Below are 14,414 nucleotides of genomic sequence, written 5' to 3' on the forward strand. Positions count from 1 at the left end.
TAAATGGAGATTTTGTTTAATTAATACGTCGTTGGGGCACTATACGAATTCGTGCTAATTAAGCTTAACCCACCCTCTATTAAATGCGCCACTTTTGGCCTTTGTTGTTTCAAATTTAAAAGATGATCTAATATTACTTTAGAAAATTCTGAAGCTGTATTTGCAACCAACTCATATATTTCTAATGGAAGTAACCAATCGGTAGCGTGGTTTTCTTTTACATCTTCAAAGATTTGTTGAAGTTTGGTCGTATCTATTGCATTAGAATTACGAACCTCTCTCACTTTTTTATAAAATGAATTCAGCATTTTTTCCTTTTCAGAAAGTTGCACACGAATTGTTTCACTGTTAGAAACGTGATGCACCAAATTAAACGAATGGTAATCTGCTGCGCCTGCAAAAGCCGATGTAATTTCTTTGCCTACTGCCATATCAAAATTGCCCATTTCTGGAGAAAACAACACTTCGTTTTTGTAGGTAACCGTACAATCTGTAAATTGAATAAGCATTAATTCGCCACGGAGATTTCGTATTCCTGTTACGTTTAAGCCCGCTACTGTTATTCCGCTTTCAAACTCAAATGCAATAGGTTTTCCATCGTAAAAATCATAGGCTTGTAAATCCCGTGGTCCCATATTCTCAATAGCAAGATTGATACCTTTCAATTTCCCTAGGGGAGAGCGAAACCCATTTTTATGACGACTCACCCCATGACCAATCACTTCTTTTTCGCGGTATGAAAGTGCTGTTTCGCCTTCCGTTTCAAAGTACACTACTTCGTTGTCCTCATTTTTTATCATTCGTGAAAAACGACCGCTTATTTGTAGTCCGGTACTAATTTCAATAGTGCCGAGTTGTTTGGATTTTATAAGTTTTTTAAGGCCGCGCCACCCGCCTTTTCGCACAGCCATAGTGTTTGCAAATTCTTCTAAAACTTCTTGTAGGTATGCAAAATCTGGCGTTACATAAAGCTGCGGCTGTGGTTTTGTAATATCAAAATCTTGGTAAGCCGCATCAATGGAATACGGGATTTTTTTAACTTCATCTTTCATACACCATACACTTTCGCCGATGGAAGAAAGTAAGCCTGCGCCATAAATTTTAGGGTTGTCTACCGTGCCTACCATTCCGTATTCCACGGTCCACCAATGTAAATTTCGAATTAAAGAAATCTCTGAAGGCTTTACTTTTTTATTCTGAAGCTCTTCAACTCGGTTTTCAGCTGCGTGTATTAAATCAGCTGAAATACCTTCGGCTTCCTTTAAAATAGAAAGTTCACGAACGGCTTCATACATATCCATATCGTGTGCGCTGGAAATAGCTTTTGCGCCAACTTCCCCAAAACGGCGTAAATATTCTGCGTAATCTGGGCTGGCAATAATAGGCGCGTGACCTGCGCCTTCGTGAATAATATCGGGTGCTGGGGTATATTCTATATTTTCAAGTTGCCGAATATCGCTAGCAATAACTAGCACTTTATACGCCTGAAATTCCATAAAAGCATTCGGCGGAATAAATCCATCAACTGCAACGGCAGCCCAACCAATTTCCTTTAAAATTCGGTTCATACCATACATTGAAGGAATTTCATCTATGGAAATACCTGTTTTTTTAAGCCCGCCCAAATAACTTTTATGCGCAACTTTACTCAGATAATCCACGTTTTTTCGCATCACATAACGCCACACAGCTTGATTTATGGGCGTGTATTGCTCATAGTCCTGTGGTTTTATATACTGTTTTAAATGGGGGGGCAGGCGGTCCAACAATTCGTTGGTTTCAATATTCATTTCCATAATTCAAAAGTAAGGAGTAAATGTTTATTATGTATGCCAAAACTAAAAAAGTGCTAGGAGTTTTTATAGAATTCCTATCTTGCGTTATCAATGAAAAATAGCACTCGAAAAGAAGAAATAATAAGCGTCGCTTCCCGCCTTTTTAATGAAAAAGGCTTTCAGGCTGTTTCGATGCGCGACATCGCCACGGCAATGAATATAAAAGCTGCCAGCCTTTATAACCATATAAGTGGCAAACAGCAAATACTTTCTGAAATCATTCTTGAAGTTGCAAAAGCCTTCACTATTGGAATGGAAAAAGTATGTGCTAAAGATATTTCTGCCATCGAAAAAATAAAAATGGTTATTGAAATGCACATTGCTATTACAGTAAGTCATTCCGAGGCACTTGCAGCATTAAACAACGATTGGATGCATTTAGAAGGGCCAGATTTAAATGCGGTTGTTAAAATGCGAGAAGAGTATGAGGAAAATTTTAGAAGTATCATAAAACAAGGCATACATGCTGGGGAAATAAGTCCGAACCATCCGGAAGTTATCCTTTTTTCAATACTTTCCACCTTGCGAACACTCTATTTGTGGAATCAGAAAAGGGGAAAACTAGATGTGAATATCCTTAAAAAAGATATGGTTTCAGTGCTGATTAAAGGGATTGTGTAAGAAACCTTCAAACTGCGACAATAATAATTTGCTATTCTAACTAACAAGCGTTAGTTTTGTTAACCTAATTTTATAAGATAAACGTGGCGAAGTTTCATAAATTAAAAATAAAGGACGTTTACAAAGAGACCGATGATTGTTCGGTTATCACTTTTGACGTACCAAAAAATTTGGCTGAAGAATTTCAATTCCGCCAAGGACAGCATTTAACATTAAAGGCAGATATAAACGGTGAGGATACGCGTCGTTCCTACAGTTTGTGTTCTAGTCCTTTGGACAATGAATGGCAAGTAGCTGTAAAGATAATTCCAGGCGGTAAGTTTTCAACCTATGTAAACACCGAATTGCAAGCTGGAGACCTGCTAGAAATTATGGAGCCAAGCGGTATGTTTGGTGTAGAAACAGCACCAGATGAGGCCAAGAACTATTTGTTTTTTGCAGCTGGAAGCGGGATTACCCCTGTGCTTTCTATGCTTAAAGCACATTTGGCTTTAGAACCAAAAGCTAGCTGTAAACTGTTTTACGTAAATAGAACGGCAAAATCCATTATCTTTAAGGAAGCATTAGAGCAGTTGCGAAATCAATATTTTGGACGCCTAGAAATCTATTATTTTCTCACTAAAGAGCGCCGTGATATCGAATTGTTTAACGGTCGTTTTACCGATGAAAAAATGGCGGTGCTCACCAAAAACTTTATTGATATACCAGATACAAACGAGGTGTTTTTATGTGGGCCAGAAGAAATGGTGAATTACGTTAGTTCTTATTTAGTTGAAGCCGGACTGCCAAAGAATTTAATTCATTTTGAATTATTTGTAACAGGCCTCACTGAAGAAGATAAATTACGCGCAGAACGATTGGCGCAACAAAATGTAGAAGGGGTAGAAGTAACCATTGTAGATGCAGGGAAAGAATTCCAGTTTACAATGACTAAAGACTATGACAATATACTAGATGCAGCACTAGCTGCAGGCGCAGATTTACCTTTTGCCTGTAAAGGAGGGGTGTGCAGCACTTGTAAATGCGAAGTTATAGAAGGAAGCGTAGAGATGAAAATAAATTATGCTTTAGAAGAAAAAGAAGTGGCACAAAACTTTGTGCTGAGTTGCCAAGCCGTGCCAACTTCGGAAAAAGTAAAAGTAGATTTTGATGTATAATAGCTTTAAGCTTTAAGCTTACAGCCTTAAGCTAATAGTATGAGTGAAAAGGAAATAAAAAATTTAGAGGAGATTTTTGAAGCGCGCATAGCGCGTGACGAAAAAATAGAGCCGAAAGATTGGATGCCGGAAAAATACCGACAGACGCATATTCGGCAAATGAGCCAACACGCACATTCCGAAATTATTGGGATGCTTCCTGAAGGAAACTGGATTACTCGCGCCCCTTCTTTACGAAGAAAGGCTGCGCTTTTAGCAAAGGTTCAGGATGAAGCTGGCCATGGTCTGTATTTGTATTCTGCCTGCGAAACGCTTGGGGTTACTAGAGATGAGCTCTACGAACAGCTTCACAGTGGCAAAGCAAAATACTCTTCTATTTTTAACTATCCTACAGTTACTTGGGCAGATATGGGTGCTATTGGTTGGTTAGTAGATGGTGCAGCAATTATAAACCAAGTGCCGCTTTGCAATACTTCTTTTGGACCCTATGCGCGCGCTATGGTGCGTGTGTGTAAAGAAGAAAGTTTTCACCAACGTCAAGGTTTTGAAATTATGCTAACCCTTTGCCGTGGCACTGAAGAGCAAAAAGCAATGGCGCAAGATGCGTTAAATCGTTGGTGGTGGCCTAGTTTAATGATGCTAGGACCTACAGATGCGGAATCCATTCACACAGAACAGTCTATGAAGTGGAAGTTAAAACGAAAAAGTAACGACGATTTACGTCAGCAGTTTATAGACCAAACGGTGCCACAAGCAGACTTATTAGGGCTTACGATTCCAGATCCAGATTTAAAATGGAACGAGGAGAAAGGGCACTATGATTTTGGCGAAATAGATTGGGATGAATTTTGGCAAGTGGTAAAAGGTCACGGCCCTTGTAATAAAGAACGAATGAATGCTCGTGTTAATGCTTGGAATAATGGCGAGTGGGTTCGTGATGCTGCAATGGCACACGCAGAAAAAAATGCAAATAAAAAAGTAGCAAAAGCAAGTTAAAATAGATGTGAAACCTGAGATCTGAAGCGTCATAAAAACGTTGAAATCTTAAGTATAACATCTCAAATCTTATATCGAATGTCTGAAAATAAAAAAAATTGGCCCCTTTGGGAAATATTTGTCCGCAGTAAAAATGGTTTAGAGCACCGTCACTTTGGAAGCCTTCACGCGACCGATGCCGAAATGGCTCTAGAGAATGCACGCGATGTGTATACCCGTAGAAATGAAGGAGTAAGCATATGGGTTGTAGAAAGCAAGCATATTACAGCTTCAAACCCAGCAGATAACGGCGAGTTGTTTGAGCCAGCGCAAGACAAAGTATACCGCCACCCTACCTTTTACGATTTGCCAGATGAGGTGAAGCATATGTAGAGGGGAGAAAACGAAATCGAAACTCAAATCGAAATCGAAAACGATAGTTATCGGGAGAAAACGAAATAAATTTGATTATGAAAAATTATAATTTAGATAGTCGTTTTGAAGATTTCGCAGCCTCAGTGGCGATGTTGTTTAATAAGTCTCCAAAATCTTTTGCTGCAGATTATTTGGCAAAGCAACTTATTAGGTCTGCTTGCTCTTCTGCCTTAAATTTTGGTGAGTTTGAAGGAGCAGGATCAGATAAAGATAGGGCAAATAAATTGAGAATAACTTTAAAAGAATTACGTGAGTCACATAGAAATTTTAAAATTCAAGTGAAAGCTGGTTTAATAAAAGTTGATGATGTAACAACAATGCAAAATGAAAATGAAGAACTTATAAAGATCGTTGTTACACTTATAAAAAAATATAATTAATACGCTCGATTTCGATTTGAATTTCGATTTCGATTAAAAAAATATAGTTAAATGCTTTTCGATTTCGATTTGAGTTTCGATTTCGATTTAAAAAAATAATACAATGACCAACCTCTATAATTACATCCTAACAATAGCAGATAACGCTCTAATTCTCGCACAGCGATTGGGTGAGCTTTGTGGTCACGGCCCAAGCTTAGAGACCGATATAGCACTTACTAATATCTCTTTAGACTTGTTAGGGCAAACAAGAAGTTACTATCAGTATGCCGCTAAAATCGCAGGGAATAATAAAACCGAAGACGATATTGCTTTTTTAAGAATTGAAAGAGAATACAATAACTGTTTGTTAGTAGAACAACCCAATACTCATTTTGGATATTCTATAGGAAGACAGTTTTTGTTTGATGTATATCATTATATGCTCCTTGATGCTTTACAACACAGCACAGACGAAACACTTGTTGCTATTGCCAAAAAAAGTATAAAAGAGGTTAGTTACCACAAACGCTTTTCTAGCGATTGGGTAAAACGATTGGGCGATGGTACACAAGAGAGTAATGAAAAAATGCAGGAAGCAATAGACTATCTATGGCGTTATACAGATGAGCTGTTTTATATGACTGAAGCCGAAAAAGCAATGTCTGAAGAAGGTGTAGGTATAGATGTATCAGCGTTTAAAGAAAAATATTACCAAGAAGTTACAGAACTATTGCAAGAAGCAACCTTAACAGTTCCAGAAAATAACTATTTCACAAAAGGTGGAAAAGAAGGAGTGCATACAGAACATATGGGGTATTTGCTTGCAGATTTACAATATATGCAACGTACCTATCCTAATATGAACTGGTAAAAAGAGTAACGATTTACGAATGTTGCTTGCAGATTTTAGAACTGAGAAAAAGGTTGGTTTTGTTACTTCAACAACGGTTAATATATTATAAGAGTTAGTGGCAATTTTCGCTAAAAGTATAAATACTGCAAAAGCAAAAAAATAATTGAATATTGGAAATTTAGCATTGAAAATTGAAAGTTTAAATATCGAAAGTCATTTAATCGAAACACTATCAACTGTTTCAGATCCAGAAATTCCTGTGCTTACAGTTTTAGACTTGGGTGTAATTCGCGAAGCTGTAGAAAGAGAAGGTGTTATTTATATAAAACTAAGCCCCACTTATTCAGGATGTCCTGCAATGGATGTATTAAGCGACGACTTAAAAAAGGCTTTTTCAGAAATAGGAAAAGAGGTGGATATTGAATTAGTTTTATCTCCAGCCTGGTCTACAGATTGGATAAGTGAAGAAGGGCTGCAAAAAATGGAAGCCTACGGAATTGCCAGACCGCTTTCAGAGCTTCACGATAAAGAGGTGTTACTTGGTGCAAAGCGAATGGTAAAATGCCCCCAATGCGGAAGTACAAATACACAACTAGTAAGCCAGTTTGGTTCCACAGCCTGTAAAGCACTTTTTAAGTGTGAAGACTGTAAAGAACCATTTGATTACTTTAAATGTTTAAAATAATAGTGATTAACGATTGTCGTTTGCAGATTTATGAATTAAAATGAACAATAACATAACTTTAAAAAGCGGCAAACATTAATTAGCAATCATCAATAAAATAAAGAATGACCTCAATTTTAAAAACAATTACTAATAACATCGCCACCTTAACGCTTAATCGCCCAGAGGTTTTTAATAGTTTTAATCGCGAAATGGCGTTACTGCTTCAAAGTGAGTTAGATGCTGCAGAAAAGAACCCAGAAGTTCGCGCAATTGTTATTACCGGAAATGGAAAAGCATTTTGTGCGGGTCAAGATTTAAAAGAAGTTACTTCGCCAGAGCTGAACCCTGGTTTTAAAAAAATTCTTGAAGAGCATTACAATCCCATTATTTCTCGTATTCGCGCTATAGAAAAGCCAGTAATTGGAGCTATAAATGGCGTTGCAGCTGGAGCTGGAGCTAATATTGCTTTAGCTTGTGATGTAGTTATTGCTTCCGAAAACGCAAGTTTTATTCAAGCTTTTAGTAAAATAGGGCTTGTTCCAGATAGTGCAGGCACCTTCTTTTTACCGCGATTAATAGGTTTTCAAAAAGCTTCAGCTTTAATGATGTTGGGTGATAAAGTAACTGCCGAAGAAGCAGAAAAACTAGGAATGGTTTATAAAACTGTTGCTGCAGAAAATTTTGAAGAATCAGTAAATAAAATTGCATTAACTATGGCAAATATGCCAACCAAAGCATTGGGTTTAACAAAGCGATTGTTAAATAATTCTATGCAAAATTCCTTAGAAGAACAATTAAATATGGAAAGCAAATTACAAATAGAAGCGGCGCAAAGTGAAGATTATGCAGAAGGCGTAGATGCATTTGTAAACAAAAGAAAACCGAATTTTAAAGGGAAATAATTAACGCTTTACTATTAGAAAACAACGAACTAAATTCAATTTTTGTAGCTAGTATTAAAACAGCTTCACAAAAAATAATATTTAATAATTTGGAAAAGCAACAATCAAAAATAGATACTCAGCAATTGTCAATCAATAAGGTTGGTATAATAGGAAGTGGAACAATGGGCAGTGGAATAGCGCAAGTAGCAGCCACCGCCGGATGTTCTGTAAAACTCTACGATACAAATACAGAAGCACTAGAAAAAGCCAAAGCTTCTCTAGAAAAAATAATGAATCGATTGGTGGAGAAAGGAAGAATAACTTCCGAAGAAAAAGAACGCATTCAAGGAAACATAAAATATGTCAATTCACTTAAAGAATTAAGAGAATCTGACCTTACAATAGAAGCAATTGTTGAAAATCTCGACATTAAAAAACACATGTTTTCTGCTTTAGAAAAATTTGTTTCAGATAGGTGTATTATTGCTTCAAACACTTCTTCACTATCAATAGCATCTATCGCTTCGTCTTTAGAAAAACCTGAGCGTTGTGTTGGGATTCATTTTTTTAATCCTGCACCTTTAATGAAATTGGTTGAGGTGATTCCTGCAATTCAAACTTCAGAAGAAACCCTTGCTATTTCAGCTAAAACAATAAAAGAATGGAATAAAACAGTAGCTGTAGCAAAAGACACCCCCGGTTTTATAGTTAACCGCGTTGCGCGTCCTTTTTACGGGGAAGCACTCAGAATTTTTGAAGAAGGAATTGCAGATTTTGCGACTATCGATTTTGCAATGAAAAATGAAGGTGGCTTTAAAATGGGCCCTTTTGAACTAATGGATTTTATTGGAAATGACGTAAATTACACAGTTACAGAAACTGTATTTGAAGCATTTTATTTTGACCCGCGATACAAACCTTCATTTACACAAAAACGCTTTTCGGAAGCAGGGTATCTAGGTAGGAAAAGCGGCAAGGGATATTATGATTATTCAGAAGGAGCCGTAAACCCCACACCAAATACAGATGAAGCAAAAGAAAAACAAATAGTTGAGAGAATCTTGGTAATGCTTATAAACGAAGCTGCAGATGCTCTTTTTTGGAATATTGCTTCGGCAGAAGATATTGACAATGCTATGACAAAAGGGGTGAATTATCCCAAAGGTTTGTTGTCTTGGGCAGACGAAAAAGGAATTGATTGGTGCGTAAATAAAATGGATGAACTTTACAGTGTATATCACGAAGATAGATACCGTTGTTCACCTTTATTGCGCAAAATGAATGAAGAAAATAAAAGGTTCTATTAAATGCTAGAAGCTAAAAAAATACCAATAAAAATGCTCAGTCAAGATGCTTTCAGTCAATGGCTGGGCATTGAAGTATTAGAAGTCGAAAAAGGCCGTTGTAAGCTAGCGATGACTATACGTAAAGAAATGCTAAACAGTATGAATAAGGCTCATGGCGGTATAAGTTACAGCCTGGCAGATACGGCATTCGGCTTTGCGGCAAATACACATGGCAAGTATGCGGTTTCTATAGAAACATCTATAAATCATATAGAAGCCTTAAACGAAGGAGATTATTTAACAGCAGAGTCTGTTATAGAAAAAGTAAATAACAAACTGGGCTTTAATATTGTTGAAGTAAAACGAGGGGATGAACTAGTTGCGCTTTTTAAAGGAGTGGTTTATAGAACTAGTAAAGATTGGGAGGAAAAAGATTAATGAAAATAAATTTACGTATGTAAGTTTAAAGGTGAATTATTAACAATAAGTATCAAACGAAAGTATAAATTATGAAATGGCAAGGTAGAAGACAAAGTGGCAATCTCGATGACCGTCGGGGTATGAGTAAGGGTAAAGCCGCTGCAGGTGGTGGAATAGTAGTAGTGCTTATTGTACTTGCGTTACAGTTTTTTGGTGGCGAAACAGGACAACAACTCGCTCCTTTAGTAGAGCAAATTGGCAATAGCCAAACAGTTCAACAAACAGAACAAAGAGAGCTTACTGCACAAGAAAAAGAAATGGGAAGTTTTATGGGTACTGTACTAGCAGATACTGAAGACGTTTGGAATCAAATCTTTAGAGATAATAATATAGGCGATTATAAAGAGCCAACAATGGTGTTGTTTACAGATGCCGTAAGCACTGGTTGTGGTAATGCGAGTTCTGCTTCAGGGCCTTTTTACTGTCCTGCAGATCAAAAACTCTATATGGATTTAGCTTTTTTTGATGAATTAAAAACTCGTTTTGGCGCTAAAGGAGGCGATTTTGCGATTGCCTATGTTACAGCTCATGAAATAGGGCATCATGTGCAAACACTCTTAGGAACATCACAAAAAGTAACGCAACTACAGCGACAAACCAATAAAGTAGAAGCAAACAAACTTTCTGTCGCACTAGAACTTCAAGCAGATTTCTACGCGGGGCTTTGGGCACATTACAATCAAGAATATCTAGAAGAAGGAGATGTAGAAGAAGCTTTAAGTGCAGCCAAGGCTGTAGGTGATGACGCGATTCAAAAAAGAATGCAAGGCGATGTAATCCCAGATAGCTTTACACACGGTAGCTCAGAACAGCGTATGACGTGGTTTATGAAAGGATTTAAATCTGGCGATATAAGACAAGGAGATACCTTTGCAGAAATATTAAATTAGAATAAAGAAGACTGTAACGAAATCGAAAAACGATAAAGTGAAGAGTTATAATACATACGATTTACAGAAACGATTGGTTAAATTTTCGGCAAGTATTATAACTACAGAACAAAAAATGTAAAACCGAAAAATGTAAAATTCTAAATTTAAAAGTGATTCTTAAGAACACTTTTGCATTTTACATTTATTATTTAAAATTAAGCTTTTGAAAAACGCATTTATAATAGACGGAATACGAACCCCAATAGGGAGTTATCAAGGAGCATTAAGTACTATTCGCACAGACGATTTGGCTGCTTTAGTGATAGCTGAAATTGTAAAGAGAAACCCAACTATCCCCAAAGAAGCCTATGATGATGTAATCTTGGGTTGTGCAAATCAGGCGGGAGAAGACAATCGCAATGTAGCTAGAATGGCGGCTTTGCTAGCGGGTTTACCAGTAAATGTTCCTGGTGAAACCGTAAACAGGCTTTGTAGCAGTGGGCTTTCAGCAATTATTCACGCTAACCGTGCAATTAAAGCTGGTGATGGCGATTTGTTTATCGCTGGTGGTGTTGAAAATATGACGCGTGGACCCTACGTAATAGCAAAACCTTCAAAAGCATTTGGTACAGATTCAAAAATGTACGACTCTAGTTTTGGTTGGCGGTTTGTAAATACTAAAATGGCCGAGATGTACGGGACAGATGGTATGGGAAATACGGCTGAAAACTTGGTGGAAAAACACACTATTTCTCGAGAAGATCAGGACACTTTTGCATTTCATTCGCAAATGAAAGCTGCCAAGGCACAACAAAATGGGCGTTTGGCTCAAGAAATTGTTTCGGTAGAAATTCCGCAACGCAAAAAAGACCCGATTGTATTTAAGGATGATGAGTTTATTCGTCCCACAACTACAAAAGAAGTCTTGGCAAAGCTACGTCCTGCTTTCAAAAAAGATGGAAGCGTTACGGCAGGTAACTCTTCTGGTTTAAACGATGGAGCTGCAGCTACTATTATTGCTTCTGAAGAGGCTGTAAAAAAATACAATTTAAACCCTATTGCCAGAATTGTAAGCTCTGCAGTTGTAGGTGTAGAACCTAGAATAATGGGTATTGGTCCCGTGGAAGCTTCTAATAAAGCGCTTAAAAAAGCAGGTTTAAAAATGGAAGATATGGATGTTATAGAGCTCAATGAAGCATTTGCTTCACAAGCCTTAGCGTGTATCCGCGAATGGGGATTAAAAGATGACGACCCTCGTATAAACCCCAATGGAGGTTCTATAGCCATAGGGCATCCGCTCGGTGTAACTGGTGCGCGTATAGCGTATTCTGCCGCTTTAGAGCTTCAACAACAAGATAAGCGTTATGCATTAATTACTATGTGTATAGGTGTTGGGCAAGGGTATGCAGCTATTATAGAGAGGGTTTAATAGGTTAACGAGTGTTAATTTTTGAAATAGATAAAGAGGATAAACAATGAAAAAATTACATAATTACGTCACAGGGCAATGGATGGAAGGAAAGGGAGAAGGAGTGCCTATGCACGATGCTATTACAGGTGAAGTAATAGCGCTATCTGATACTGAAGGTCTAGATTTTGCCGAAATTCTTCAGTATGGAAGAACAAAAGGGGGTGAAGTACTTCGCAAAATGACCTTTCAGGAGCGCGGGAATATGCTTAAAAAATTGGCGCTTTACTTAGTGAAAAAGAAAGCAGATTTTTATGAGATAAGCTACCGCACTGGAGCGACAAAAGTAGATAGCTGGATTGATATTGAAGGCGGTTTTGGTAACCTGTTTGCCAATGCTTCGCTTCGTAAACTATTCCCAAACCAATCGTATCATGTAGAGGGAGATCCTATAGATTTATCCCGGGGTGGTCGTTTTATGGCGCATCATATTATGGTGCCAAAACGAGGCGTAGCTGTTCATATTAATGCGTTTAATTTTCCGGTATGGGGAATGTTAGAAAAATGTGCCGTAAACTGGATGGCAGGAGTTCCCGCCGTAGTAAAACCTGCTACAAACACTTCTTTTTTAACTGAAGCCGTGGTGCGCGAGATTATCGCATCTGGTATTCTTCCCGAAGGAGCTTTACAGTTAATTAGTGGTTCGGCAAGAACTATACTAGATACCGTAGAATCTCAAGATGTAGTAACTTTTACTGGGTCTGCAAGCACAGGCCGAATGCTAAAATCGCATAAACGAATAATAGAAGAAGCCGTTCCTTTTACTATGGAAGCAGATAGTCTAAACGCTTCTGTATTAGGGGAAGATGCACTTCCTGGAACCCCAGAATTTGACCTTTTTATCAAAGAAGTTAGAAATGAAATGACCGTAAAATGCGGTCAAAAATGTACGGCTATTCGTCGTGTGATAGTTCCAGAAAACTTAATTGAAGATGTGCAAATTGCTCTTGGGAAAGCGCTTTCAAAAGTAACCATAGGCGATCCGCGTTTAAAAGAAGTTAGAATGGGTTCTTTAGTGAGTATGGATCAAGTATCCGAAGTGCGCGAACGAGTTCAAGAACTGTCTAAAACAGCTCAGATTGTTTATGGCAATTTAGATAAAATAGACCTAATTGGGGCAGACGCTAAAAAAGGAGCATTCTTAGCGCCTATATTATTAAGGGAAGACAATCCGTTTAAAAATTTGGCCGTACACGAAACCGAAGCTTTTGGTCCAGTAAGTACCCTAATGCCTTATAAAAATATAGACGAAGCTATTAGTTTAGCACAACTAGGAAAAGGGTCTTTGGTGTCTTCTATCGCTACCAATGACGATAAAATTGCAAAGGAATACGTGATAAATGCCGCTTCACATCACGGGCGTATTTTAGTGCTAAACCGCGAAAGTGCTAAAGAGAGTACCGGTCACGGGTCTCCTTTACCAAGTTTAGTGCACGGAGGTCCAGGTAGAGCAGGAGGAGGTGAAGAAATGGGGGGTATGCGTGGAATAAAACATTATTTACAACGCACCGCTATTCAGGGTTCGCCTACAACCCTCACAGAAATCACAGGTATTTACCAAGCCAATGCAAAATACAAAGAAGCAGAACAGCATCCTTTTAAATACCATTGGGAGGATATTGAACCAGGAATGTCTTTAAAAACGCATAAACGCACTTTTACAGATACAGATATTATAAATTTTGCAAACCTTACTTGGGATCACTTTTATGCACATACCGATATTACTTCTTTAGATGGAAGTATTTTTGAAAAGCGAACCGCGCACGGTTATTTTATAATTTCTGCCGCAGCAGGTTTGTTTGTTTATCCAAACAAAGGTCCGGTTGCAGCCAATTACGGACTTGAAGATTGTCGTTTTTTAAGACCTTTATATCACAATGATACGGTTTATGTGCGTTTAACCTGTAAGCAAAAAATAGACAGAGATGTAGCTTCTGCAGAGCATCCTAGCGGAATAGTAAAATGGTTTGTTGAGGTTTTTGATGCTGAAGATGAACTTGTGGCCGTTGCAACTATACTTACGATGGTTCAAAAGAAACAAGAGGTTTTTGTTGAAATGACTGAAGAGAAAATTCAGGAGCTTTTAAATAAGTTAACCGAAGACGCCAAACCAAAATGGGGTATAATGACGCCTCAACATATGTTGGAACACTTGGAATACACTTATAAAATAGGCTCGGGTAAAATTCAAGATTTTGAGATTGCTACCCCAGAAAAAATCTTAGAGAAAGTTCACGCTAGCTTGTATAACTACAAAAAGTTCCCTAAAAATTCACGCTTCCCACTATTAGAAGAAAATACTTTAGATAGCTTAAAACATCAAGACCTCGCTACTGCTAAAGAGAAGTTTATGGAAGAGAGAGAGGCGTATTTAAACTATTTTAAAGAAAACCCTGAAGCTAAATTAAACAATATGGTCTTTGGTGAATTAAACCGCTATGAATGGTATTTGCTAGAAAGAAAGCATTTAAATCATCATTTTGAACAGTTTGGATTGCTGTAAATTAAACCTATAA

14 protein-coding genes are annotated in these 14,414 nt (G+C 37.7%); 13 read left to right on the plus strand and 1 reads right to left on the minus strand.

Features of this window, described 5'->3' with window-relative positions:
• Positions 1-20: 20 nt before the first annotated feature.
• Positions 21-1,796, minus strand: a complete 1,776-nt coding sequence (locus ABJ955_RS08210; RefSeq protein ID WP_347374102.1) for an aromatic amino acid hydroxylase — start codon at positions 1,794-1,796, stop codon at positions 21-23.
• A gap of 90 nt (positions 1,797-1,886) precedes the next feature.
• On the opposite strand from ABJ955_RS08210, the gene ABJ955_RS08215 reads away from it, so the two are divergent.
• From ABJ955_RS08215 to paaZ, 13 genes are all read left to right on the plus strand, one after another.
• A complete protein-coding gene (locus tag ABJ955_RS08215) occupies positions 1,887-2,456 on the plus strand; it encodes a TetR/AcrR family transcriptional regulator (RefSeq protein ID WP_347374103.1) in 570 nt (189 codons plus the stop codon).
• A gap of 83 nt (positions 2,457-2,539) precedes the next feature.
• Complete coding sequence (locus ABJ955_RS08220) at positions 2,540-3,613, plus strand: 2Fe-2S iron-sulfur cluster-binding protein (protein ID WP_347374104.1); 1,074 nt, start codon at positions 2,540-2,542, stop codon at positions 3,611-3,613.
• Between the two features lie 39 nt (positions 3,614-3,652).
• Positions 3,653-4,609, plus strand: coding sequence for a 1,2-phenylacetyl-CoA epoxidase subunit PaaA (gene paaA, locus ABJ955_RS08225; RefSeq protein ID WP_347374105.1), 957 nt, complete (start codon positions 3,653-3,655; stop codon positions 4,607-4,609).
• Between the two features lie 78 nt (positions 4,610-4,687).
• A complete protein-coding gene (gene paaB / locus ABJ955_RS08230; protein ID WP_347374106.1) occupies positions 4,688-4,981 on the plus strand; it encodes a 1,2-phenylacetyl-CoA epoxidase subunit PaaB in 294 nt (97 codons plus the stop codon).
• A gap of 77 nt (positions 4,982-5,058) precedes the next feature.
• Positions 5,059-5,403 (plus strand): four helix bundle protein, encoded by a 345-nt coding sequence (locus ABJ955_RS08235; protein ID WP_347374107.1) that lies wholly within the window; start codon positions 5,059-5,061, stop codon positions 5,401-5,403.
• Between the two features lie 103 nt (positions 5,404-5,506).
• Complete coding sequence (paaC, locus tag ABJ955_RS08240; RefSeq protein WP_347374108.1) at positions 5,507-6,256, plus strand: 1,2-phenylacetyl-CoA epoxidase subunit PaaC; 750 nt, start codon at positions 5,507-5,509, stop codon at positions 6,254-6,256.
• A 145-nt stretch (positions 6,257-6,401) separates the two neighbouring features.
• Positions 6,402-6,923, plus strand: a complete 522-nt coding sequence (paaD, locus tag ABJ955_RS08245; RefSeq protein WP_347374109.1) for a 1,2-phenylacetyl-CoA epoxidase subunit PaaD — start codon at positions 6,402-6,404, stop codon at positions 6,921-6,923.
• 104 nt (positions 6,924-7,027) lie between these two features.
• A complete protein-coding gene (locus ABJ955_RS08250) occupies positions 7,028-7,807 on the plus strand; it encodes an enoyl-CoA hydratase-related protein (RefSeq protein ID WP_347374110.1) in 780 nt (259 codons plus the stop codon).
• 89 nt (positions 7,808-7,896) lie between these two features.
• Positions 7,897-9,096, plus strand: coding sequence for a 3-hydroxyacyl-CoA dehydrogenase NAD-binding domain-containing protein (locus ABJ955_RS08255; RefSeq protein WP_347374111.1), 1,200 nt, complete (start codon positions 7,897-7,899; stop codon positions 9,094-9,096).
• Positions 9,097-9,513, plus strand: a complete 417-nt coding sequence (locus ABJ955_RS08260; RefSeq protein WP_347374112.1) for a hotdog fold thioesterase — start codon at positions 9,097-9,099, stop codon at positions 9,511-9,513.
• Between the two features lie 71 nt (positions 9,514-9,584).
• On the plus strand, positions 9,585-10,445 hold the full coding sequence (locus tag ABJ955_RS08265) for a neutral zinc metallopeptidase (RefSeq protein WP_347374113.1): 861 nt from the start codon (positions 9,585-9,587) through the stop codon (positions 10,443-10,445).
• A gap of 205 nt (positions 10,446-10,650) precedes the next feature.
• Positions 10,651-11,856, plus strand: coding sequence for a 3-oxoadipyl-CoA thiolase (pcaF, locus tag ABJ955_RS08270; RefSeq protein WP_347374114.1), 1,206 nt, complete (start codon positions 10,651-10,653; stop codon positions 11,854-11,856).
• 46 nt (positions 11,857-11,902) lie between these two features.
• The gene (gene paaZ, locus ABJ955_RS08275; RefSeq protein ID WP_347374115.1) at positions 11,903-14,401 is read left to right on the plus strand and encodes a phenylacetic acid degradation bifunctional protein PaaZ; all 2,499 of its coding nucleotides are present in this window, start codon (positions 11,903-11,905) and stop codon (positions 14,399-14,401) included.
• Positions 14,402-14,414: the final 13 nt, after the last annotated feature.

Origin of the sequence: Aequorivita sp. Q41 (genome assembly GCF_039831855.1) — a bacterium.
Lineage (GTDB): Bacteria > Bacteroidota > Bacteroidia > Flavobacteriales > Flavobacteriaceae > Aequorivita.

What these genes read in the sequence shown, in the direction of transcription:
- ABJ955_RS08235 (WP_347374107.1), top strand. Translation starts at nt 5,059, where the DNA reads ATGAAAAATTATAATTTAGATAGTCGTTTTGAAGATTTCGCAGCCTCA.
- ABJ955_RS08215 (WP_347374103.1), top strand. Translation starts at nt 1,887, where the DNA reads ATGAAAAATAGCACTCGAAAAGAAGAAATAATAAGCGTCGCTTCCCGC.
- ABJ955_RS08250 (WP_347374110.1), top strand. Translation starts at nt 7,028, where the DNA reads ATGACCTCAATTTTAAAAACAATTACTAATAACATCGCCACCTTAACG.
- ABJ955_RS08265 (WP_347374113.1), top strand. Translation starts at nt 9,585, where the DNA reads ATGAAATGGCAAGGTAGAAGACAAAGTGGCAATCTCGATGACCGTCGG.
- paaZ (WP_347374115.1), top strand. Translation starts at nt 11,903, where the DNA reads ATGAAAAAATTACATAATTACGTCACAGGGCAATGGATGGAAGGAAAG.
- ABJ955_RS08210 (WP_347374102.1), bottom strand. Translation starts at nt 1,796, where the DNA reads ATGGAAATGAATATTGAAACCAACGAATTGTTGGACCGCCTGCCCCCC.
- paaC (WP_347374108.1), top strand. Translation starts at nt 5,507, where the DNA reads ATGACCAACCTCTATAATTACATCCTAACAATAGCAGATAACGCTCTA.
- paaB (WP_347374106.1), top strand. Translation starts at nt 4,688, where the DNA reads ATGTCTGAAAATAAAAAAAATTGGCCCCTTTGGGAAATATTTGTCCGC.
- paaA (WP_347374105.1), top strand. Translation starts at nt 3,653, where the DNA reads ATGAGTGAAAAGGAAATAAAAAATTTAGAGGAGATTTTTGAAGCGCGC.
- ABJ955_RS08260 (WP_347374112.1), top strand. Translation starts at nt 9,097, where the DNA reads ATGCTAGAAGCTAAAAAAATACCAATAAAAATGCTCAGTCAAGATGCT.